This window comes from Micromonospora sp. URMC 107 (assembly GCF_051386315.1).
Taxonomy (GTDB): Bacteria; Actinomycetota; Actinomycetes; order Mycobacteriales; family Micromonosporaceae; genus Micromonospora.
This window is the reverse complement of record NZ_JBPQTK010000022.1, coordinates 1-24477: the sequence shown is the minus strand read 5'-3', so window position 1 is coordinate 24477 and position 24477 is coordinate 1. Positions and strand designations below refer to the sequence as shown.

The window sequence follows — 24477 nt, the reverse complement described above, 5'->3', positions numbered from 1 at the left end:
GTGGCCGGCGATGTCGCCGGGTTCACACCGTGGCGGGTTGTGCGTCGGGGACTCTTGCGGGCAGCTGCCGTACGGACCGCGCGCAGAAGGTCGCGACGGTCACCAGAGCGAGCACCCCGCCTGCGATGACCAGCGTCTGGGCGACGCCGATCCGGTCCGCCACCGGGCCGACGACGGCCAGGCAGAGCGGGCCCAGCACGAACGAGCCCATGGCGTCGTACGAGCTGATCCGCGACAGCGCCTCGTTCGGCACGTGGTTCTGCAGGGCGGTGTCCCACAGCACCTCGAAGATGTCGACGCAGACGCCGTTGACGAGCATCGAGGCCGCGATCAGCCAGACCGGCGCGCCGGCGGCGATCAGCGCGAACGGCGGAAGGAAGCCGAAGGTCGCGAGCACCGCCACCCGCATCGGCCGACGGGGGCGGATCCGCATCGCCACGAGGCTGCCGCCGACCAGGCCCACCGCCTGCGCGGTGACGATCACCGACCAGGCCGTGGCGCCACCCAGCTGTTCCTTGGCGGTCAGCGGGCCGAGCACGTGGATCGCCGAGAAGCAGCCGTTGACGAACGCGAACTGCACGACCACCAGCCAGACCCAGGACCGGGAGCTGAACTCCCGCCAACCCTCCCGCAGGTCCGCGAGGATGGTGCTGGTGGCGGCCCGGCCGGGGTGGGACACCCGGACACCGGCGAGCAGCAGCGCCGAGCCGAGGAAGGTGGCCGCGGGCACCGCCAGCGCCCAGCCGGCGCCGAGGGCGGCCACGAGCACTCCGGCCAGGGCCGCGCCGCCGATGGTGGTGCTGTTGCGCGACAGCCGCAGCAGCGCGTTGGCCGACTGGAGCTGCTCCTGGGCCACCACCTGCGGCACGACGCCGCGGGAGGCCGGCAGGAACAGCGCGGCGGCGGCGCCGTTGACGGCGGACAACGCGATCACGACCGGCAGGGAGGGCCGGCCGCTGACGAACACCACGGTCAGCACCGCCTGCGCGGCGAAGGCCAGCAGGTCGGAGCCCACCATGAGGCGGAAGCGGTTCATCCGGTCGGCGAGGACACCGCCGAACAGCAACAGCGCGACCTGCGCCAGCGACCGGGCGGCGAGCACGAGGCCGAGGTCGGTGGCGGAGCCGCCCGGCGCGTCGAGGATGGCGAAGGCCAGCGCCACCGGGATCACGGCGCTGCCCAGCAGCGACAGCGTGCGGGCCAGGAACAGCATCCGGTACGACCGGTCGGCCAGGATCCGGAGGTCGTCGCGCACCTGGCATCACCTCCGGTCGGCCGGTCGAACGGGTCGCGTGCTGGCACCGGCGGCGTCGCAGCCGTGCCCATCATGTGGCAGGGAAACGGCTTGCCCAACCCCTAGGACTCGGAAGCGATGTCGTGAATTGTGAGGTCAAACCCCTATAACCGCCCCGTTCGCTGACCGTTCGGTCAGTCAGCTGGTAAAGATCGATGATCGGCACCCGCATCGGTGCGGCGCACGCATCCGGCTGAGGCCCCGGAGCGCGGACCGGATCACCGACGGACAACGGAGGACCAGTGGGACGGCAGGAGCATCCGGTCGCGAGTGACGTCACGCAACGCGTGGCGCGGCTGTCCAGTTCGGCGCGGGCACTGCTCGACGAGCGGCTGCGCGCCGGCCGCTCCGATCCGGCGCCCGGCACCGCCGCCATCCCCCGCCTGGACGCCGCCGAGGCACCCCTGTCCTTCGCCCAGGAGCGGCTCTGGTTCATCGAGCGCCTGGAGGACGACGCCGTCCACCACAACGACGCCACGCTGCTGATCCTGACCGGCTCGCTGGACCAGGTCGCGCTGCGGCGCGGCATCGAGGAGGTCGTCCGCCGCCACGAGATCCTCCGTACCGCCTTCCGCCAGCTCGGCGAGCGGGTCGTGCAGGCCGTCACGCCGCCCGCCCCGCTGACCCTCGACGTGGTCGACCTGCCCGGCGCCACCGCGCGCCCCGACGACGCGGTCCTGCGGGCCGCCGTCGAGCGGGAGATGCGGGTCCCACTCGACCTGGCCGCGGGCCAGACCATCCGGGCGGTGCTCTACCGGATCGCGCCGGACGTGCACGTCCTCGGGGTCACGGTGCACCACCTCGTCTGCGACCTGTGGTCGTTCACCATCTTCTGCCGCGAGCTGGCCGCCACGTACGCCGCGTTCGCCTCGGGCACCGCGGCGCCGGACCTGCCCGAGCTGCCGATCCAGTACGCCGACTACGCCGCCTGGCAGCGCACCGCGGTCGGCGAGGAGCGGATGGCGGCGCACCTGCGCGAGCGGGTCGACGAACTCGCCGGCGTGCCACCCCTGCTCACCCTGCCCACCCGGGGCCCGCGACCGGCGGTCCAGCAGTTCGTCGGCGCGTCCGAGTGGTTCCGGATCGGCGTCGCCGACGCGGACCGGATCCGCTCCCTCGGGCAGAGCCAGGGCGCGACCATGTTCATGACCCTGCTCGCCGCCTTCACCGTGCTGCTCGCCAGGCACAGCGGCCAGCGGGACATGGTCGTCGCCAGCCCCATCGCCACCCGCGAGCAGGACGAGCTGGAGCACCTGATCGGCTGCTTCCTCAACATGATCGTGGTGCGGGCCGACCTGTCCGGCGACCCGACCTTCACCGAGCTGCTGGCCCGGGTCAAGGCGGCCTCCCTGGACGCGTTCCGGCACCGCGACGTGCCGTTCGAACGTCTCGTCGCCGCGGTGCAGCCGGAGCGCAGCCGCAGCCACCAGCCGCTCGCGCAGGTCGCCTTCGTGCTGCAGAACGTGCCCACCAGCCGGCTGGACCTGCCGCAGCTGCGGGTCGACGTGCACCAGATGGAGACCGGCCGCTCCCGGATGGACCTGTCGATGAGGATCACCGAGACGGCCGACGGGCTGGTCGGCGAGATCGAGTACGACACCGGCCTCTTCACCGGCGAGGCGATCCGCGCCCTGGCCCGGCAGTTCGAGCTGCTGCTCGTCGAGGCGGCGCGGCGGCCCGACACGTGCGTGTGGCGGCTGCCGCTGCTCGACGACGCGCAGCGCCACCGGATCCTGCACGAGTGGAACGACACCGCCGTCGACCTCGGCCCCGAGGCGCTCGTCCACCGCCTGGTCGAGGCGCAGGCGCGACGTACCCCGGACGCGGTGGCGGTCGTCGAGGGCAACGTCCGCACGACGTACCGCGAACTCGACGAGCGGGCCAACCGCCTGGCGCACCACCTGCGCGACCTCGGTGTCGGCGTGGAGGACCCGGTGGCGGTGTGCCTGCCGCGCTGCACCGCCGAGGTGGTGGCGATCCTGGCGGTGCTCAAGGCCGGCGGTTATCACCTGCCGGTCAACCCGCGCGACCCGCAGGCCCGCCGCGACGCGCTGCTCGGGCAGGTCCGCCCGGCGGTCGCGATCTCCGCCGGGGACCTGTGCGACGAGGTGTGGAGCCCCGGCCGGCGGATCATCGACCTGGACGGGGAGGCGTCGCTGACCGCCACCTGCCCCGCCACCGACCCCGCCGTGCCGCTGCACCCGGACAACCTCGCCTACACGCTGTTCACCTCCGGCTCCACCGGACAGCCCAAGGGCGTCCAGGTCACCCACCGCGGGTTCACCAACCGGATGCTGTGGGCGCAGCGCAACTTCCCGCTCGGCCAGGACGACCGGGTGCTGCGCAAGGCGGCCTGCACCTTCGACGTCTCGCTGGACGAGCTGTTCCGGGCCCTGTTCAACGGCGCGGCCAGCGTGCTGATGCCCGAGACGGCGACCTTCGACCCGCGCCGGCTGGCGGGGGTGATCGCCCGGCACGGGGTGACCGACGCCGACTTCGCGCCGACCGCCCTGCGCGAGGTGCTGCTCACCGCCGACGCCGCGGACCTGACGTCGCTGCGGCGGATCGTCTCGGGCGTGGAGGAACTCACCCCCGAGACGCAACGGCTGGTCTTCGACCGGCTCGACGTCACCATGTTCAACCTGTATGGCCCGACCGAGGTGTCGGTGTCCTGCACCGCCTGGCCGTGCGACCCCGACGACGAGCGTCCCTTCGTCCCGATCGGCCGCCCGATGGCCAACGTCCGGGTGTACGTGCTCGACGAGGCGATGGAGCCCGTACCGCCGGGCGTGGCGGGGGAGGTTTACGTCGGCGGCGCCGGGCTGGCCCGGGGCTACCTCGACAACTCCGCCCTGACCGCGGAACGGTTCCTGCCCGACCCGTTCGCCGGCACGCCCGGCGCCCGCGTCTACCGCACCGGCGACCTGGCCCGGTTCGGGCCGGACGGCGTCCTGGAGTTCCTCGGCCGGGGCGACGGGCAGCTCAACCTGCGCGGCTACCGCATCGAGCCGGGCGAGGTGGAGTCCGCGCTGCGCCGCCACCCGGCGGTCCGCGAGGCCGCCGTCGTCGTGCGCCGGGACCCGCCCGGCAGGGACGCCCGGCTGGTCGGCTACGTCGTCGGCGACGACCTGCCGGGCACCGCGGACCTGCGCACGCACCTGCGCCGGCGGCTGCCGGACTACCTGGTTCCGGCCGCCTTCGTCAGGCTGCCCCGCCTGCCGCTGACCAACCACGGGAAGCTCGACGTCGCGGCGCTGCCGCCACCGGGCCAGGACGAGCCCGGCGCCGCCGGCACCGACGGCCCGCGCGACGAGCGTGAGCGGGTGCTCCTGGACATCTGGTGCGACGTGCTCGGCCGCGAGGGCATCGGCATCCACGACGACTTCTTCGACCTTGGCGGCGACTCCCTCACGGCCACCCGGATCGTGGCCCTGGCCGGCGCGAAGCTGGGGGCGGACGTCGAGGTGGCGGTCATCTTCGACGCGCCGACGGTCGCCGAGTTGGCCGCCCGGCTCGCGCCCGGGCAGCCGTGACATCCGGTCCGACCCCTGTGCAGCGAGTGGAGAGCCTGATGACCGACCACACCGGCGCGTTGACCCACGAGGCGACGGACGTCGTCAACCTGGGCGCCGCCCTGTCCCACCAGGCGCGGGTCCAGCCCGACAGTCCCGCCCTGCACCTGGTGGCCGAGGACGGCTCGGCCGACACGGTGGACTACGCGACGCTCGACGCCCGGGCCCGCCGGGTCGGCGCGGCCCTGGCCGGGCACTGCCGTCCCGGGGACCGGGTGCTGATGCTCGTCGGGGCGGGCGTCGACTTCCTCGCCGGCTTCTTCGGCTGCCTCTACGCCGGCACCGTGCCGGTGCCGCTGGCCGCGCGGCTCAACCGGGCCAGCGCCCCGGTCGTCGGGCGCATCCTCGACGACGCGCAGGCCACCGCCGTGCTGGCGGCCCGCGCGGTCACCAGCGCGGTCGACCTGGGCACGCTCATGCCCGGTCGCCGGCTGCCGGTCCTGGAGATCGAGTCCCTCGACGCCGCCCCCACCGGCTGGCAGCCGGCGGTGGCCGAGGGCGGGCTGGCGTTCCTCCAGTACACCTCGGGCACCACCAGCACCCCCAAGGGCGTGATGGTCAGCCACGCGAACCTGCTGGAGAACCTGCGGGCCATCCGCCGCTCCTTCGGCTTCGAGGACGCGACGGTGATGGCTTCCTGGCTGCCGCCGCACCACGACATGGGCCTGATCGGCACCCTGCTCACCCCCGTCTACCTCGGGGTGCCGACGGTGCTGATGGACCCGGCGACGTTCATCCGCACGCCGGTGCGCTGGCTCCAGGCGATCAGCCGGTACCGGGCCACCATCAGCGGCGGCCCCAACTTCGCCTACGACCTGTGCGTGCGCAAGGTCGCCGAGGCCGACCGCGCCGCCCTGGACCTCAGCTCCTGGCGGGTGGCCTTCAACGGCGCCGAGCCGGTACGCGCGGCGACCCTGCGCGCCTTCGCCGCGGCGTTCGCCCCGCACGGGTTCGACGAGCGGGCCTTCCTGCCCTGCTACGGCCTGGCCGAGGCGACGCTGCTGGTCGCCGGGCGGGCCCGCCCGCAGCGGCCCGTCGTGACCACGGTGGCCGACCCGGAACCCGGGCGCCCCGGCACGGAGGTGGTCGGCTGCGAGATCCTGCCCGAGGCGGAGGTCCGGATCGTCGACCCGGCCGGCCACCCCGTCCCCGACGGCACCGCCGGCGAGATCTGGGTCCGCGGTGGCAGCGTCGTCGACGGCTACTGGAACCGGCCGGAGGAGTCCGCGCGGACCCTGCGCGCCACCCTCGGCGGCGACCCCGCCGACGGCCCCTACCTGCGCACCGGCGACCTCGGCTTCCGCCAGGAGGGTCACCTGTACGTGCGTGGCCGGATCAAGGAGACGGTGGTCGTCCGCGGCCAGAACCACTACCCGGACGACATCGAGCAGACCGTCCGCGCCGCCTGCCCCCGCCTGGGCGGGCGGATCGCCGCGTTCGCCGTGGACGTCGCCGACGACGGCCACGGCGTCGGCGAGGCCGTGGTCCTGTGGTACGAGACCCGCTCCGAGAAGGCCGCGGACGAGGCGACGGCGATCGCCGAGGCGGCCCGCCGGGCCGTGGTGACCGTCCACGGCCTCGACCTGCACCGGGTGCTCGCCGTGCCGCCCGGCACCATCCCAGTCACCACCAGCGGCAAGACCCGGCGCGGCGACTGCGCGCGGGCGTACGCCGCGGGCAGCGCGACGATCGTCGCCGACGACCCCCTGCGCCCGGCGCGTCCCGCCCCGGCCGCCGCGCCGGCGCAGGCGCGGCGGCTGCGCGCCCTGGCCGGCGGGCTGCTCGACGTCGACCCCCAGCGGATCGACCCGGACCGTTCCCTGCCGGAGCTCGGGTTCGACTCGCTGCGGGCCGTGGAGCTGCAACACCTGATCGAGGGGGAGTGGGGCGTCCGCCCGGCCCTGACCGACCTGCTGGGCGACAGCACGGTGGCCGAACTGGCCGCCGCGCTGCCGTCCGCGCCCGCCCCGGCCGACCCGCCGGCCGCCCCGGCCGCCGCCGACCGGCCCTACCCGCTGTCGTACGGCCAGCGCGCGATCTGGTTCCAGGGCGCCCTCGCCGAGGACCCGGCCAACCTCAACCTGGGCCGGGCGGTGACCGTCGACGGCGAGCTGGACACCGCCGCGCTGGCCCGCGCCGTCCGCGACCTCGGCGTCCGGCACCCGGCCCTGCTCACCCGGTACGACGACGCCGGCGCCGAGGTGACCCAGCGGGTGGCCGACGACGCCGAGGTCACGCTGGAGGTGCGCGACGCCGCGGACTGGCCGGCGGGCCGCCTCGACGAGGAGATCGAGGCGGAGCTCGGGGTCGGCTTCGACGGCCCGCCCCTGCTGCGCGCCCTGCTGTTCCGGCACGCGGCGGAGCGCCACACGCTGCTGCTCTGCACCCACCACAGCGTCATGGACGTGTGGTCGCTGGCGGTGCTGGTCGAGGACCTGGCGACCGGCTACGGCCGGCACGCCGCCGGGGACGACGCGGCGCCGCCCGCGCCCACCGCCCACCCGGCCGAGTTCGTCGCCTGGCAGCGCTCCTTCCTGGACGGTCCCGCCGGCCGGGAGCTGACCGCGACGTGCCAGGCCCAGGTCGCCGACCTCGTGCCGTTGGACCTGCCGACCGACCGGCCCCGCCCGTCGGTGCGCACGTTCCGGGGCGCCGCCCACGCCTTCCGGCTCGATGCCGAGCTGTGCGCCGGCATCGACGCGCTCGCCGCCTCGCACGGGGTCAGCCGCACCGCCGTGCTCTTCGCCGGCTACGCGGCGGTGCTGTCGCGCTACGCCGGCCAGGCGACGTTCCCGCTCGGGTTCGTGCACGCCGGCCGGGTCCGCGGCCGCTTCGCCGACCTGGTCAGCTACCTGGTCAACCCGCTGCCGGTGCCGGTGGACCTGTCCGCCGACCCGGAGTTCGGCGCCCTGGCCCGGGCGGCGCACGACGCGGTACTGGCCGCCTCCGACCGCGCCGAGGTGCCGTTCGGGCGGATCGTCGAAGGGCTCGGGCAGGCCGCCGACGCCAGCCGCGGCACGCTGATCAGCGCGGCGTTCGCCTACCAGCACGGGCGCGGCACCGACCGGCTCGGGCTCACGCCGATGGTGCTCAACCACGAGGGGGCGCTGGGGGACTGGGCCGGGCTGCGGGTGCGCAGCCGGCCGGTGCGGCAGCGGGCCACCTACTACGACCTCTCCCTCTACCTGGGCGAGCACGGCGGCGAGCTGCTGGGCACCTTCGACTACAGCACCGACCTGTTCGACGCCGACACCATGGGCGTGCTGGCGGAGGCGCTGACCGCGCTGCTGTCCGCGGCCGTCGCGGCGCCGGCGACCCCGGTCGGCGCACTGCCCCTGCTCGGCGCCGAGCGGCACCGGCAGGTGCTCGTGGAGTGGAACGACACCACGGCCGACTACGACACCGACCGGTGCGTGCCGGAGATCGTCGCCGAGCAGGCCCGGCGCACCCCGGACGCGCCGGCCGCGATCGACGACATTGCCCGGCTCAGCTACGCCGAGCTCAACGCGGCGGCGAACCGGCTGGCCCACCGGCTGATCGGGCGGGGCGCCGGCCGGGGCACCCGCGTCGGCCTGCTGGTGCCGCGCTCCACCGTCAGCCTCACCGCCGTGCTGGCGATCCTCAAGACCGGCGCCGCCTACGTGCCGCTCGACCCGTCGTACCCGGTGGAGCGGCTGCGGTTCATGCTCGCCGACTCCGGGGCCCGGCTGCTGGTCGCCGCCCCCGACGCGGCCGTCGACCTCCCGGACGTCGAGGTGGTCGACCCGGCCGACCCGACGCTCGCGGCCGAGGACGACCACGACCCGCGGCCGACGGCCCACCCCGACGACGTGGCCTACGTCGTCTACACCTCCGGGTCCACCGGCACCCCGCAGGGCGTCCTCGGCCTGCACCGGGGCATCGTCAACCGGCAACGGTGGATCATGGACCGCTTCCCGATGGGGCCGGACGAGGTGGGCAGCCACAAGACCTCGCTGAGCTTCTTCGACTCCGGCGGCGAGATGTTCCTGCCGCTCTTCGCCGGCGCTCCGGTCGTCGTGGTGCCCGAGGACGTCGGACGCGACCCGGTCCGCCTGGTCGACCTGCTCGGCCGGCACCGGGTCACCCGCCTGGTGGCCGTACCGTCGCTGCTGCGGGCCATCCTCGACGGCGTCGACGACGCCGGGGAACGGCTGTCGGCGCTGCGCTACTGCCACTCCAGCGGGGAGGCGCTCACCCCGGACCTGGCCGGGCGGTGGCTGGCGGCCCTGCCCGGCTGCGTCCTGGTCGACCTCTACGGCTCGTCGGAGATCTCCGCCGACGTGACCCTGGACGTGGTCACCGGACCGGAGCGGGTCGGCAGCGTCGGGCGGCCCATCGGCAACACCCGGATCTACGTGCTCGACGAGGCCATGCGGCCGGTGCCGCCCCGCTTCGCCGGCGAGGTGTACGTCGGCGGGGCCGGCCTGGCCCGCGGCTACCTCGACCAGCCGGCGTTGACCGCGGCGCGGTTCCTTCCCGACCCGTACGGGGACGGTGGGCGGCTGTTCCGCACCGGCGACCGGGGCCGGTGGAGCCACGACGGCCGGCTGGAGTTCCTGGGCCGGGCCGACCACCAGGTGAAGGTCCGCGGGTTCCGGATCGAGCTGGGCGAGATCGAGGCGACGCTGCGGGCCCACCCCGGGGTCGCCGCCGCCGTGGCCGCGCTCGCCGAGGCTCCCGGCGGCGGGGAACAGCGGATCGTCGCGGCGGTCGTGCCCCGCGGCCGGGGCGGCTCGTCCGCGCCCACGCCGGCGGGGTCCGACCCGGGCGGGGCGCCCGCCACCACCCGGGTCTCCGACTGGCGGCTGCTCTACGACCGGATGTACACCGACGCCGGCCCCGCCGAGGAGGCCCAGCAGGCGATCTGGACCAGCAGCTACACGGGTGCGCCGTTCACCGACGTCGAGATGGGCGAGTGGATCGACCAGGCGGTCCGGCGGATCCGGGACCTGCGTCCCCGCCGGCTGCTGGAGCTGGGCTGCGGCACGGGCAACCTGACCCTGGCGCTGGCGCCGGAGTGCGAGGCGTACGTCGGCACGGACTTCTCCGCCGCCGGCCTCAAGGTGCTCGAACAGCGGCTCGACGCCGAGGGGGTGGACCGGGACACGGTCACGCTGCTGCTGCGCGAGGCCGACGACCTCAGCGGCATCGAGGCCGGCAGCTTCGACACCGTGGTGCTGCACTCGGTGACCCAGTACTTCCCGAACCACGACTACCTGCGCGGGGTGCTGCGCGCGGCGGTCACCGCGGCCTCGCCGGGCGGGCGGATCTACCTCGGCGACGTGCGCGACCTGGACCTGCTGGAGGTGTTCCACGCCTCGGTGGAGCTGGGCGCCGAGCCGGAACCGGGCCTGACCGTCGCCGAGCTGCGCCGCCGCGTCGCCGCCCGGGTGCTCGCCGACGACGAGCTGGTGCTGGCCCCCGACCTGTTCCTCACCGCGCCGGACTGGCTGCCGGGGGTGACCGGGGTGGAGCTGCACCTCAAGCGCGGCCGGCAGGCCAACGAGCTGAGCGCGTTCCGCTACGACGTCGTCCTGCACGTGGGCACCGCCCCCGACCTCTGCGCCGCCGAGCCGGTCGAGCCGCTGCGGCTGGACTGGGCACGCGACGGACTGGACGTCGCCCGGCTGCGGACCCTGCTGCGCGGCAACCGCAACCGGCCGGTGGAGGTGCGCGACGTGCCGAACGCGCGGCTGGTCACGGTCGCCGGCCCCGTACGCCGGCTGGCCGGCCTCGCCGACTCCGACCTTGTGACGCGCCCGGTGGACGAGCTGCCGCCCGGGGTCGACCCGGAGGACTGCTGGAGCATCGGCGAGGCGCTGGGCCGGCGGACCGCCGTGGTGCCGTCGACCGCACGCGAGGAGTACACGATGGACCTGCGGTTCTGGCCGGCGGCCCGACCGGACGACGCGGTCGGCTGGACCCCGCCCCGGGTGCGGCGCGCCGACTGGCCGGAGCTGGCCAACGACCCGCTGGGCGCCACCGCGCGGCGGGACCTGCTGCACGACCTGCGCACCCACCTGCGGCAGCGGCTGCCGGAGTTCATGGTGCCGCTGCTGCACCTCGTCGACGAGCTGCCCACCACGGCGACGGGCAAGGTGAGCCGACGCGCCGTCGCGGCCGACGCCACCGAGGCGATGGCCCGGCTCGGCGTGGGCGCGACGGCCCGGCCGCTCGCGGCGGCGGCCGGCGGGCTCCAGGCCCAGGTCACCGAGATCTGGCTGGACGTCCTCGGCGTCGGCGCCGTCGGGCTCGACGACAACTTCTTCGACGTGGGCGGCAACTCCCTGAGCCTGGTCCAGGTGCACATCCGACTCCAGGAACTCCTCGGCCGGCAGTTCCCGCTGGTCGACCTCTACGAGCACACCACCGTGCGCAAGCTCGCCGAGCACCTCGGTGAGCCCGCGCGCCCGGCGGCGGAACCGCCCGTCGACCCGGGGCCCGACCGCACCGAGCAGGTGGCGAACCGCCGCCGGCTGATGCGCCAGCGTATCCAGGAAGTGGGAAGCCGATGAGCAGCGAGATGGACATCGCCGTCGTGGGGATGAGCGGACGGTTCCCGGGCGCGGCGGACGTCGCCGAGTTCTGGGAGCTGCTCCGCTCCGGCGTCGACGCCGGCCGCCAGCTGACCGCCGCCGAGCTGGACGCCGTCCCGGCCGCGGAACGCACCGACCCGGCGTACGTGCCGGTGTGGTCCGGGATCGAGGGCGCCGACCGGTTCGACGCGCAGTTCTTCGGCTACTCGCCGACGGACGCGACGCTCATCGACCCGCAGCACCGGATCCTGCTGGAGTGCGCCTGGGAGGCGCTGGAGGACGCCGGCTACGACAGCCGCCGCTTCCCCGGCGACATCGCCGTGTACGCGGGGTGCGGCCTGAACCAGTACCTGCTCTACCACCTGCTGCCCCAGCAGGAGCTGGTCGACTCCGCTGGCCGCCTGGGCATGGCCGTCGCCAGCGACAAGGACAACCTGGCCACCCGCATCTCGTACAAGCTCGACCTGACCGGGCCCAGCATGACGGTGCAGACCAACTGCTCCTCGGCGCTGGTCGGGCTGCACCACGCGATCAGCAGCCTGCTCGACTACCAGTGCGACATGGCGATCGTGGGCGCGGTCAGCGTCAAGAACCCGGTGCCCCGCGGCTACCGGCACGAGGCCGACGGCATCAACTCGCCCGACGGCCGCTGCCGCGCCTTCGACGCCGAGGCCGCCGGCTACCACCTGGGCGACGGCGCCGGCGTGGTGGTGCTGCGCCGCCGCGAGGACGCCGAGGACGCCGGCGACCGGATCTACGCCCTGGTGAAGGGCTCGGCGGTGAACAACGACGGCGCCGGCAAGGTGAGCTTCGTGGCGCCCGGCCGGTCGGGCCAGGTGCGGGTGATCCGCCGGGCGCTGCGGGTCGCCGACGTCGAGCCGAGCTCCATCCAGTACGTCGAGGCCAACGGCAGCGGCACCCTGATGGGTGACTCGATCGAGGTGTCCGCCCTGGAGGAGGCGTACGGCGCCGCCAGCGGCCCGGGCGCCGGGTGGGCGATCGGCTCGGTCAAGCCGAACGTCGGCAACCTCGACACCGCCTCCGGCGTGACCTCGCTGATCAAGGCGGTCCTCGCCATCCACCACGGCGAGCTGCCGCCGTCGATCCACTACCGCAAGCCCAACCCGCAGACCTCCCTCGACCGGGGGCCGTTCCGCGTCAACGACATGCTGCGCGACTGGCCCGAGGTGTCCGGGCCGCGCCGGGCGGCGGTCAGCTCGTTCGGTGTCGGCGGCACGAACGCGCACGTCATCCTCGAAGAGGCGCCGCCGCCCGCGCCGCCGGGGCCGAACCCGCCGGCCGTGCTGCTCACCGTCTCCGCGGCCGGCGCCGAGGCGCTGACCGCCGCCGCCGGCCGGCTCGCCGCGCACATCGGGCGCCACCCCGAGCAGGCCCTCGCCGACGTCGCCTACACCAGCCAGGTCGGCCGCCGGGCGTTGCGCCACCGGGCCTTCGTGGTGGCCGCCGATCCCGACGAGGCGGTGCGCGCGCTCTCCGCCGTCGGCGCGGGGGAGGCGTCGCCGGAGGCCGCCACGGTGGCGTACGCGTTCCCCGCCACCTGCCCCGACCTGGCCCCGCTCCGCGACACGCTGCCCCGGCTGCGGGCGGAGTTCGACCGGGTGGCCGGTGAGCTGGGCGTCGACCCGGGCGCGGCGGGGTCCGACGCCGCCACCGTCACCGGGCAGCTCGCGCTCGCCCGGCTGCTGGCCGCCTGCGGCGTGTCCCCGGTCGCCGCCCACGGCGAGGGCCCGGGCGCCGTGACCGCCGCCGTCGTCGACGGCCGTTGGACGGCGGCGGAGGCCGGGCGCGCGCTGCGCGCCGGCACCCGCCCGCCCGCGCCGGCCGCAGCGCCGGCCGAGGCCGACCTGACCCTGGTCGTCGGCCCGGCCGAGGCGTCGGCGTCCGCCCTGCTCGACGAGGCCGGCAGCCTCCGTGCGCTGCTCGGCGCCCTCGGCGAGCTGTGGCGCCGGGGCGTCGAGGTGGACTGGGCGGCCCTGCACGAGGGCGCGTCGCGGCGTCGCGTCGGCCTGCCGACGTACCCGTTCCAGCGCTCGCGGCACTGGGTCGACCCGGTGGCCGTGGCGCCCGTGACCGGCCCGACGCCGGCCGCCCCGGCCGCCGACGCCCCGCCGGCCACCGGCTCGGTCCTGGAGGAGGCGGTGGCCGCCGTGTGGCGACGCCGGCTCGGGGTGGACCGGATCGGGCCGCACGACTCGCTGCTGATGCTCGGCGCGGACTCGCTCAGCGCCGCCCGGACGCTGCGGGACCTCGCGCAGGCCTTCCACGTCGAGCTGCAACTCGGCGTGTTCCTGCAGACCCCCACCGTCGCCGCGCTCGCCGAGGTGATCGACGGCAAGCTGCGCGAGGCGCAGGAGATCCGGGCCGCGCTCGCCGCGGTCACCGAAGAGGGAGCGTGAGGCCGTGCCCGACGTCAGCTTCATCACCGTGGTGCCCCGGGTCCGGGACCTGACCGCGTACGCGGACACGGCGATGTCCGTCATCCGCCGCACCGACGCGGCCGACCTCGACGGGGTGCTCATCTTCACCGGCAGCGGCGCGGTGCTGGACCCCTGGGTCCTGGCGACCGCCGCGGCGGCCGGCACCACCCGGCTCAGCCCGCTGGTGGCGGTGAACCCCGTCTACCAGCACCCGTTCACCGCGGCCCGGATGGTCGCCTCGCTCGGCCTGCTCTACCAGCGGCGCATCGACCTCAACCTGATCACCGGCACCGCCGTGAGCGACCTGGACGCGCTCGGCGACCGGCTGGACCACGACGACCGGTACGCGCGCCTCGCCGAGTACGTCGAGATCATGATGGGGGTGCTGGGCAGCCGCCGCCCGTTCAGCTTCGACGGGCGGTTCTACCAGGTGTCCCGGTTGCAGCTCACGCCCGGGCTGCCCGCGCACCTGCTGCCCCGGCTGTTCGTCGCGGGACAGTCCCCGGCGGCCCGGGAGGTGGCCGGGCGGGTGGGCGCCACCAGCATCCAGATGCTGACGGCGGCCCGGCCCGACGCCGACGCGGCGCCCCCCGGCGCGCTGAACTTCGGGCTGCTGACCCGGGCGACGGCCCAGGAGACCGAGCGGGCCGCCGAGGCCCGCTTCCCGGAGGACCCGGACGGCGCGAAGATCACCGCGGTCACCATGGCCAACACCGACTCGGTCTGGAAGCGGCGGCTCTTCGCCGAGGCGGAGGCCGGCCACGGCGGCGTGACCGTCGACCCGGCGTACCGGCTCGCGCCGTTCCGCTCCGGGCAGGCGGACGGGCCGTACCTGGTGGCCGACCACGCCGGCGCCGTCGACCGGCTGCTGGCCATGATCCGCTCCGGGGTGCACACCTTCGTGCTGGACACCCCCGCCGACGACGAAGACTTCCACCACCTCGCACAGGTCGTCCGGACCGTCCGTGACCGACTGCGGGTAGACCCGACCGGGGGAGAGCGATGAACCAGCCTTTCGCCAGCCACGACCTCGTCCACGCCCGGCCCAACCTGGCGCTGGAGCCGCTGATCCACCGGTACTACGCCTGGCTGAACCTGGTCTCGCCGGTGCCGGCGGCGATGAACTTCGCCAAGCTGCACGTGCCGCTGCTGCGCTCCTTCCTCGACGCGCCGGCGCTGCACCGCCGCTCGGCCCGCGACCCGAAGCTGCGCGGCGGCATGTTCGTCGACCTCGAGGACGACCAGCTCGACGGGGTGTCCGACCTGGCGACCCGGCTCGCCGAAGGGCCGATGCCGGAGCTCTCGGCGGCGATGGACGAGCTGACGGTCAACCTGGAGAAGCTCGCCGACGGGTTCGACCTGACGCCCCGCTACGGCGAGATCCCGCCGGCGCTGCGCGGCTACGTCGAGCTGGTCTACGACCTCAACGACCACGCCCGGATCCGGCTCGCGGAGCGGATGCTCTACCGCTCGCGCCACTTCGACGAGACCGCCCACTCGGTGGACCTGTCGCTGGCCACCGGCGACGAGCGGCCCTTCGCGATGACCACCCCCCGGTTTGCCGGCAACGGGCACGTGCAGGCCACCATGCCGCTGCGGGACCCCCGCATCGACCTGCTCTTCTCCACCATGACCACGGCCCGGCCCTTCGGCGAGCTGCGGGAGGCGTTCGACGTCTCCGACGCCCACCTGGCCACCTTCAGCGGGTTGTTCTCGGCCGAGCCGGGCGGGAGCCCGGACCGCAACCTGGACGGACCGGGGCTGCGGGTGCGCTACTTCGGGCACGCCTGCGTGGTGGTGCAGTCCGGCCCGGTCACCGTGATGACCGACCCGTTCCTGTCCGACGCCCTGGGCGACGGCGACCGGTACGCGTACGCCGACCTGCCCGACGTCATCGACTACGTGCTGATCACGCACGGGCACCAGGACCACCTCGAACTGGCCACCCTGCTGAAGCTGCGGCACCGCATCGGCACGGTGGTCGTGCCGAAGACCGCCGCCGGGGCGTTGCAGGACCCGTCGTTGCGGCTGTGCCTGGAGGCGCTCGGCTTCCCCAACGTCATCGACGTGGAGCCGGGCGAGACCATCGAGCTGCCCGACGGCCAGATCGTGGTCTGCCCGTTCGTCGGCGAGCACTGCGACCTCGACATCGCCGCGAAGGTGACGTACTCGGTGCGTACCGGCGGGAAGAACCTCTACTTCGGCGCGGACAACCGCTGCGTGGACCCGGCGCTGTTCGGCCACATCCACGACATGATCGGCGACGTCGACATGGCGTTCCTCGGCATGGAGTGCGACGGCGCCCCGCTGTCCTGGATGTACGGCCCGCTCTTCTCCCGCCGGATCGACCAGAAGATGAGCCGCAGCCGCAAGCTCAACGGCTCCGACGCCGTCGAGGCGATGGGCATCGTGCGGCGGCTGCGGGCCCGGCAGGCGTACGTGTACGCGATGGGCCGGGAGCCCTGGCTGGTGTTCGTCATGGCGACGAACTACACCGACGAGTCGTACCAGCTCAAGCAGATGGCGGAGTTCTTCCAACGCTGCGCCGACGTCGGGGTGCCGGCGCGGGAGCTCTACGGACGGGCCGACCTGGCATGAGCCGCGGCTGGACCTGTCACTCCCGGTACGTGGCGACGCGCGACGGCACCCGGCTGGCCGCGTACGTCTTCCGGCCGGTCGGCCAGCGCGACCCCGCGCCGGTCGTCTGGGCCCACGACCGCTACCACCAGGTGTCGCCGCGCCCGGGCCGGGACGACTTCCTGGCCGTGGTGCGGGCCGAGCTGGCCGACGTCGACCTCACCGACATCGAGGACCTCGGGGTGGCCGAGGTGGCCCCCGGGGAGGTGACGCTGCGGGCCTTCCCGGTCGCGCAGCGCCTGCTGGCCCGGGGCTACGTCGTGGTGGTGGTGGACAGCCGGGGCAGCGGCGCGTCGTTCGGCACCAGCGACGGTCCGTTCGGCACGGCCGAGGCGACCGACACGTACGACGTCACCGAGTGGATCGCCGCCCAGCCCTGGTGCGACGGCCGGGTCGGCATGTTCGGCCGCTCCTACCTCGGGGTGTCGCAGTACCTGGCGGCGAGCACGGCCCCGCCGCACCTGGTGGCGATCTTCCCGCAGATGGCGCTGTTCGACCTGTACCGCTTCGCCTGGGACGGCGGGGTGTTCCGGGACGACTTCGCCCGCGCCTGGGGCGAGGACGTGCGCGAGCTCGACCTGCGCGGCCCGGTCGCGCCCCTCGACGACGACCCGGACGGTCTCCTGCTGGCCGCCGCCCGCGCCCAGCACGTGGCGAACCGGGACGTCCGGACGATGTTCGCCGGCCTGCCCGGACGCGAGTCGCGGCTGGCCGACACCGGCGAGGCGGCGTACCTGACCCGCAGCCCGTCGGCGCTGCTGGAGGCGATCAACGCCTCCGGGGTCGCCGTCTACCACCTGGGCGGTTGGCACGACGTCTGGGCGCGCGACGCGACCGAGTGGGCCCGCCGGCTGACCGTGCCGCACCGGGTGGTCATCGGCCCCTGGGCGCACACCGGGGGCGTGCTGGGCGGCGCCGGCTACAACCTGGCCGACGAGCACCTGCGCTGGTTCGACCACTGGTTGCGGGGCAGGGACACCGGGATCATGGACGGCCCGGCCGTCCGGTACCACGTACTGGGCGCCGACGCGTGGCGCACCGCCCGGTCCTGGCCGCCACAGCCGGCGACGACCGGCACGTGGCACCTCGGGCCGACCGGCGAGCTGGGGCGGGAACCCCGGGCCGGCGAGGCCCGCCGGTACGAGGTCGACTACACCACCACGTCCGGCAAGACCAGCCGGTGGGCCAGCGGCTACGGCTCGCCCTTCCACCGACCGGACATGACCGACAACGACACCCGGGCGCTGTGCTGGACCTCCCCGCCGCTGAGAGAGGCGGTCGAGCTGGTCGGCGCCCCGGTGCTGCGCCTGGCGGCCAGCGCCAGCGACGGCCCGGCGGACGTCTTCGCCTTCCTGGAGTCGGTCGCCCCCGACGGCACCTCGCTGTACGTCACCGAGGGCTGCGGCCAGCTCCAGGGTGGGCCCGACGACTCCCGCCTGGAGATCGAGCTGCACCCGATCGCGTACCGCTTCGCGGCGGGCGACCGGATCCGGCTGGCGATCACCGGGGCGGACGCCGACAACGCGCTGACCGTGGTGCGGGACGTCGCGCCGGTGCTGACGGTGCGGCACGACGCCGACGCCGCCCCGACGCTGGAGCTGCCCCACGCGGTGGCGCCCGAACGGCGGGACGACGACGCCGGACCCGACGACGTCACGGCCCCGCTCTCGGTCGCGCAGCGGGCGATTTGGCTGGCCGAGCAGGCCGGCACGAGCGGGGCGGCGTACCACCTCGACGCGGCGGTGGAACTGACCGGACCGGTGGACACCGGCGCGTTGCACGCGGCGGTCGACGAGATCGTCCGACGGCACGAGGCGCTGCGGACCACCATCGTCGAGATCGACGAGGAGCCGGTCCAGCGGATCCACCCGGCGGCGCCGCTGACTATCGCGCGGCTGGACCTCACGGACGGGCCCGTGGACGGCTGGGCGAGCGACGAGCGGGTGACCGGTTTCCGGGACCGCCGCTGGGACCTCGGCCGGGAGTGGCCGATCCGGGTCGCGACCGTGCTGCTGCCCGCCGGCCGGACGGCGTTGCTGCTGGTGGTCCACCACGTCGCGGCCGACCCGACCGCGGCGGAGATCTTCTTCGCCGAACTGGCCCGGCTCTACCCCTCCTACGCGCAGGGCGAGCCGGTCCGGTTGCCGGGCGTGCCGGGCCGGTACGCCGACGTGGCCCGCCGACAGCAGGCCGAGCTGGCCGGGCCCGGCACGGCCGACCAGCTCGCCCGGTGGCGGCGGTACCTGGACGGGGCCCCACAGGTGATCACCCTGCCGACGGACCGGCCCCGGCCGCCGGTGCTCGACCACCGGGGCGGATCGGTGCGCTTCACCGTCGACGACGCCCTCGCCGCCCGGCTGGTGGCGGCCGCCGCCGCCGCGCGGACCAGCCCGTTCACCCTGCTGACCGCCGCGTTCGCCCGCACCCTGAGCGCGTACGGCGCGGGCGACGACCTGCTGATCGGCACGCCGAGCCTGCAACGCGACGACCCCGCGACCCGCGATCTGATCGGCTGCCTGGTCAACCTGCTGCCGCTGCGGATCCGGGTCGACCGGGACGCCACCGTGGCCCAGTTCCTGCACGACGTACGCGGCTCCGTGCTGACCGCGCTGGAGCTGCGCCGGGTGCCCTTCGACACGCTGGTCGGCGAGCTGCGCCCGCGCCGCGACCCGGCGGTCTCCGCGCTGGTGCAGGTGTCCGTCCGGTTCGGCCGGGCGGTGCCGGACCGGTTCCGGCTCGGCGAGGTCGAGGCGGTCCGGCTGGAACCGCCGGAGTGGACCTCGGCGAAGTACGACCTGGCGCTGGCCGTCAACCAGGTCGGCGAGGACCGGATGGTGGGCAGCCTCGACTTCCGGCTCGCCCTGTTCGACCGGGCCACCGTCCAGCGGATCCGCGACTCGCTGCTGACCGTGCTCGACCAGCTCGTCTCCGACCAGGAGCGGCGGGTGGGCGAGCTGTCCGTCATGCCCCGGCGGGAGCTGCGCGCCGTGCTCGACGGCTGGAACCCGGCGCGGCTGCCGGACGAGCTGGCCGGGCGCGACGGCCTGCCGTCCGTGGCCCGCTGCTACGTGCTCGACGACCGCGCCCGGCCCGTGCCGGTCAACACCGCCGGCCGGCTCTGGGTCAGCGGCGCCGGCGACGTCGACGACCCGTTCGCCGGGACGCCGGGCGCGCGGATGCGGGACACCGGCGCGACCGTGCGGTGGAGCACGGCGGGCCGGCTGGAACTGGTGCCCGCCGTCACCGTTCCCGGGCAGTCGGCCGCCACCCCGCAGGCCGTCCCGGACGCGGCACAGCCGACCGCCGCGCCGTCCGGCCCGGCGGGCGACGACGACCGCGCCGAGGTGCTCGAGCAGGTCGGGCGGATCTGGGCCGCCCTGCTCCAGGTCGACGCCGTCGATCCCGCCGACGACTTCTTCGACCTGGGTGGCGACTCGCTCTTCGCGATCCGCCTGATCAGCCGCATCCGCAAGGCGTACCAGGTCCGGCTCTCCCTGCAGGACGTCTTCGCCGCGCCGACGCTGGGCGAGCAGGTCGACCTGGTCCGCGAACGGCGGGCGTCGTGACCGGGCCCGTCTTCTACCCCTGGTCCGCCCAGGAGGAGATCGACCCGGTCCGCGTCGCCGGCGGCGCGGGCAGCTGGTTCTGGGACGACCAGGGCAACCGGTGGCTCGACCTGCACGCCCAGATGGGCAATCTGCACCTCGGGCACCAGCACCCGGCCCTCGTCGCGGCGGTGACCGAGCAGGCGGGGCGGATGTGCACGATCGCGCCGTCGTTCGCGGTCGACATCCGCGACGAGGCGGCCCGGGCGATCGTCGACGTGGCACCGGGGGACCTGGAGACGGTCCTGTTCACCACCGGCGGCGCGGAGGCCGTGGAGCACGCGGTGCGGATGGCGCGGGTGGTCACGGGGCGGCCGAAGGTGCTCGCTGCCTACCGGTCCTACCACGGTGCCACGGCGGGGGCGCTGGCGTTGACCGGTGACCCCCGCCGCTGGCCGGTGGACACCGCCAGCGGCGGCGCCGTGCACTTCATGGGCCCGTACCCGTACCGCAGCGAGTTCCACGCCGAGAACGCCGCGCAGGAGGGCGAACGGGCCCTGGAGCACCTGCGCCGGCTCGTCGGGTACGAGGGGCCCGACACCATCGCCGCGATCCTCGTCGAGCCGGTGGTGGGCAGCAACGGCGTGCTGGTCCCGCCGGACGGATACCTGGCCGGCGTCCGCCGGCTCTGCGACGAGTACGGGATCCTGCTGATCGCCGACGAGGTGATGACCGGCTTCGGTCGGTGCGGCCGCTGGTTCGCCGTCGACCTCTGGGGCGTGGTGCCCGACCTGATGACCTTCGCCAAGGGGGTCAACTCCGGCTACGTGCCGGTGGGCGGGGTGCTGCTGTCCCGCGCGGTGGCCGACCACTTCGCGCACCGCCGCTACCCCGGCGGGCTCACCTACTCCGGGCACCCGCTGGCCTGCGCGTCCATCGTGGCGGCGCTGCGCGCGCTGCGGGAGGAGAACCTGGTCGACCGGGCGGCCGCGCTCGGCCGGGACGTGGTGGGCCCGTCGCTGGCGGCGCTGGCCGAGCGCCACCCGGTCGTCGGCGACGTCCGCGGCGTCGGCCTGGCCTGGGCCGTCGAACTGGTCCGGGACCGCGCGACCCGCGAGCCGCTGGCGCCGTACGCGGCCCCGGGGGCGTTGGCGCCGGAGATGGCCGCCGTCCTGGCCGCGTGCAAGCGGCAGGGCGTCTGGCCCCTGGCGGCGGGCAACCGGCTGCACCTGTTCCCTCCGTTGACCATCACGGATGAGGAGCTGACCGCCGGGATCGCCGGGATCGACCGGGCCCTTACCGAGGTGTCCGGGGTGCGAGGAGGAGAACGATGAGCGTGGAACAGACCGAGCCGGCCGACGTCTGCCGGGTCGTGGTCAACGACGAGGAGCAGTACTCGGTCTGGCCGGACGGGCGGGAGATCCCGGCGGGCTGGCGGGAGGAGGGCTTCGTCGGGCCGCGCGCCCGGTGCCTGGAGCACATCGACTCGGTGTGGACGGACATGCGCCCGCTGAGCCTGCGCCGGGCGATGGCGGCCGAGGCGCGGTAGCGGACCGACGGGCCCGGCCGCGCGGGGCGTGACCGCCCGCCGGCCGGCCGTCCCGCGTGTCGCCCGACGGCGCACGCCCCCGCCTCCGGGGGCCGCCGGCTGCCGCCGGGCGGCCCCGTGCGCGCGGCACCCGCCGGGGCGGAGCGCCACCGCTCACCGAGCGTCCAGCGCCCGGGCCAGCCACCCGGCGATCCTCTCCACCGTGGGCCGGCGCAGCAGTGAGTAGTGGTCGCCCTCGTACTCGTGCACGGTGGTCCGGGCGCCGACGTACCGCTCCCAGCGCGGCTGCCAGCGCGGCGACGCGGAGGCCTGGACGACGGTCACCGGCAGCTCCGTGCCCTCCGGCCGGTAGCCGGCGACGGCGGTGACGTGCCGGGCGAAGGTCTCCACCCGGCGACGCACCTCGCGCACCGGCAGCGCCACCGGGGTCACCCCCGCGTCCACCAGCCATCGGCGCAGCAGCATCGTCTGTTCCTCGACCGGCAGCGCGGCGAGCGTCGCGGCCGTCGGCGCCGGGTGCTCCCGACCGAGCGACGCGGCCAGGTCCGCGGCGAACCGGGCCGCCGTCGCGGCATCGTCGGTACCGGCGTCGGCAGAGCGCGTCTGCCCGGGCGCGGTGTCCACGACCACCAGCAGGTCGACGCGACGCCCGGCCCGCACCAGCCGGCGGGACATCTCGTACGCCAGCAGGCCGCCCATCGACCAGCCGCACAGCCGGTACGGGCCGGCCGGCCAGCGGGCGACGACCTGGGCCAGGTACGCCTCGGCGAGCGCGTCGACCGAGTCCGCGGTGGCGTCGGCGCCCGACTCGATGCCGACCAGGTGGTGCCCGGGCAGCAGCCGGGCGAGTTCGGCGTACGCGCCGACCGTGCCGCTGACCGGGTGCGGCAGGACCAGCGGCGGACGGTCGGTCGGCCCGCCGAGGTGCACCAGCGTGCCGGACGCCGTTCCGCCCGGCCGGGTACGCGGCGACGGCGTCGGCTTCGCGGTCGGCGCGTCGGGGATCGGCGCCGGACGCCGCACGGGCAGCGCGTCGACGGTGACCTCCGGGTCGGCGGCGACCGCGCCCAGCAGCGCGGCGAAGTCGTCGGCGACGGCGGCCAGCTCCGCCGGGTCGAACAGCTCGTCGCGCCAGGTCCAGGCCGCCACGAGCCCGCCCGAGTCGTCCGTCAGGACGTCCAGCTGCACGTCGAACTTCGCCGTGCCGGTGTCGACGTCGATCCAGTCGGTGGTCAGGCCGGCGAGCCGGGGCGGGGGCGCCGGGCGGCCCTGCACGCTGAACGCGAACTGCGAGAACGGCATCCGACCCGGCACCCGCGCCGGCCGCACCTCGTCCACGATCCGCTCGAAGGGCACCGCCATGTGGGCGTACGCCCCGAGGGTCAGTTCCCGGACCCGGTCGACCACCTCGGCGAAGGTCGGGTTCCCCGCCAGGTCGCCGCGCAGCACCACGGTGTTGACGAAGTACCCGATCCGGCTCTCGTCGGCCTCGCTCGTCCTGCCCGTCGTCGGCGACAGCACGGCGACGTCGCTGCTGCCGGTACGCAGGGACAACAGCACCAGGTACGCGGCCAGCAGCGTCATGAACGGGGTGGCCCGTCGGGACCGGCCCAGCCGGGTCAGGGCGGTCGTCACGGCCCGGTCGAGCGGGACGTCCAACCGCCGCCCGGCGCTCAGCGCCCCGGACACCCGGTCGCGGACGCCCGGCAGGTCCAGGTCGGGCAGGCCGGCCAGCCGCTCGCGCCAGTAGGCCAGCGCCGCGTCCGGGTCCGCCGCGTCGTCTTCCTCGTCGTCCTCGTCGTCGGGCGTCGGCGGATCGAGGTCCGGCACCGTCCCCGCCCGCAGGGCGTCGTACGCCGTGGCGAGGTGCTCCCAGAAGACGGGGCGGGACCCGCCGTCGAAGACGATGTGGTGCACGGTGACCGCGAGCAGGTGCTCGGAGGCCCCGCACCGGATCAGCACCGCCCGCAGCAGCGGGCCGTCGGCGAGGTCGAACAGCTCGTCGTGGGCCTTCCTCAGTTCCTGCCGCACCCGCTCCTCGCGGGTCACGGCGTCCGTCGTGCCCAGGTCGACGACCGGTAGCGGCACCGGCGCGCAGGGACCGATCCGCACGACCACCTCGTCGTCGACCATCGCGAAGGTGGCCCGGAGCAGGTCGTGCCGGTCCGTGACCGCGGCGAGCGCGCCGCGCAGGGCCGGCAGGTCCAGCTCCCCGGTCATCCGCACCACCGTCAGGATGTGGTACGCGGTGCTGGTCGGCTCCAGCTGTTGCAGGAACCAGAGCTGACGCTGGGCCACGGTGGCGGGGCTGGTCGGCGCGGCGGGCAGCCGCTCGCGCAGCAGCCGTACCAGCAGCTGCCGGTGCTCCCGCGCCGGCCAGCCGGGCGGCGGTCGCAGCAGCGCGGCGACCGGATCGGGCGACGGGCCGCTCATCGCGGTGCTCCTGTCTGGTCGTACGGCTGGTCGGGCCGGGTGGCGGCGGCCAACGCTCGTCGGGCCTGGTCCTCGGTGAGCGCGGCGACAGCCTCGCGCATGCCGGCCACGGTGTCGACCCAGCCGGGCCGGCGCTCGACGCGGCGCAGCTCGTCGGCCAGACCGACGATCGTCGGGTCCCGGAACAGCGCCGCGACCGGCAGCTCGACCTCGAACGCGGCGGCGGCCTGCGCGGTGACCTGCGTGGCCAGCAGGGAGTGCCCGCCGAGGGCGAAGAAGTCGTCGCGGGCTCCGATGCCCACGACGGAGGTGCCCAGCACCGTCGCCCAGATCCCGGCGAGCTGCCGCTGCACGGCGTCGCCGGGCGGCGCGGAGCGGATCGTCGTGGGCTCCGGTGCGGGGAGGGCGTTGCGGTCGATCTTGCCGTTGCGGGTGAGGGGGAGGTGGGGCAG

Annotated in this window: 11 protein-coding genes; 8 read left to right on the top strand and 3 right to left on the bottom strand. The window is 75.2% G+C overall.

Annotated features, from left to right (window positions below; all coding sequences use genetic code 11):
• Positions 1-22: 22 nt before the first annotated feature.
• Positions 23-1255, bottom strand: a complete 1233-nt coding sequence (locus ACSNN9_RS07905; protein ID WP_436672185.1) for an MFS transporter — start codon at positions 1253-1255, stop codon at positions 23-25.
• 281 nt (positions 1256-1536) lie between these two features.
• On the opposite strand from ACSNN9_RS07905, the gene ACSNN9_RS07900 reads away from it, so the two are divergent.
• Genes ACSNN9_RS07900 through ACSNN9_RS07865 form a run of 8 tightly spaced genes read left to right on the top strand, consistent with a single transcriptional unit; the run spans position 1537 to position 21592 of the window.
• On the top strand, positions 1537-4827 hold the full coding sequence (locus ACSNN9_RS07900; RefSeq protein ID WP_436672184.1) for a non-ribosomal peptide synthetase: 3291 nt from the start codon (positions 1537-1539) through the stop codon (positions 4825-4827).
• 38 nt (positions 4828-4865) lie between these two features.
• Positions 4866-11402 (top strand): amino acid adenylation domain-containing protein, encoded by a 6537-nt coding sequence (locus tag ACSNN9_RS07895; protein WP_436672182.1) that lies wholly within the window; start codon positions 4866-4868, stop codon positions 11400-11402.
• Entirely contained in the window at positions 11399-13840 is a 2442-nt protein-coding gene (locus ACSNN9_RS07890) for a beta-ketoacyl synthase N-terminal-like domain-containing protein (RefSeq protein ID WP_436672180.1), read from the top strand. Before ACSNN9_RS07895 ends, ACSNN9_RS07890 begins: the two co-directional genes overlap by 4 nt.
• A gap of 4 nt (positions 13841-13844) precedes the next feature.
• Positions 13845-14867, top strand: a complete 1023-nt coding sequence (locus ACSNN9_RS07885) for an LLM class flavin-dependent oxidoreductase (RefSeq protein WP_436672178.1) — start codon at positions 13845-13847, stop codon at positions 14865-14867.
• Positions 14864-16459, top strand: coding sequence for an MBL fold metallo-hydrolase (locus ACSNN9_RS07880; protein ID WP_436672177.1), 1596 nt, complete (start codon positions 14864-14866; stop codon positions 16457-16459). The genes ACSNN9_RS07885 and ACSNN9_RS07880 overlap by 4 nt, the downstream gene beginning before the upstream one ends.
• Positions 16456-20064: a CocE/NonD family hydrolase gene (locus ACSNN9_RS07875; protein WP_436672176.1), complete on the top strand. Its 3609-nt coding sequence runs from the start codon at positions 16456-16458 to the stop codon at positions 20062-20064. Before ACSNN9_RS07880 ends, ACSNN9_RS07875 begins: the two co-directional genes overlap by 4 nt.
• Complete coding sequence (locus tag ACSNN9_RS07870) at positions 20061-21377, top strand: aspartate aminotransferase family protein (RefSeq protein ID WP_436672175.1); 1317 nt, start codon at positions 20061-20063, stop codon at positions 21375-21377. Before ACSNN9_RS07875 ends, ACSNN9_RS07870 begins: the two co-directional genes overlap by 4 nt.
• A gap of 2 nt (positions 21378-21379) precedes the next feature.
• A complete protein-coding gene (locus ACSNN9_RS07865) occupies positions 21380-21592 on the top strand; it encodes an MbtH family protein (protein WP_436672230.1) in 213 nt (70 codons plus the stop codon).
• Between the two features lie 153 nt (positions 21593-21745).
• Here the strand turns inward: ACSNN9_RS07865 and ACSNN9_RS07860 are convergent, their stop codons facing one another.
• Together ACSNN9_RS07860 and ACSNN9_RS07855 are read right to left on the bottom strand one after the other, a co-directional pair.
• Complete coding sequence (locus tag ACSNN9_RS07860) at positions 21746-24025, bottom strand: condensation domain-containing protein (RefSeq protein ID WP_436672174.1); 2280 nt, start codon at positions 24023-24025, stop codon at positions 21746-21748.
• Positions 24022-24477, bottom strand: a 456-nt coding sequence (locus ACSNN9_RS07855) for a phosphopantetheine-binding protein (protein WP_436672172.1), incomplete at its 5' end; no start/stop codon positions are given. The genes ACSNN9_RS07860 and ACSNN9_RS07855, both read right to left, overlap by 4 nt.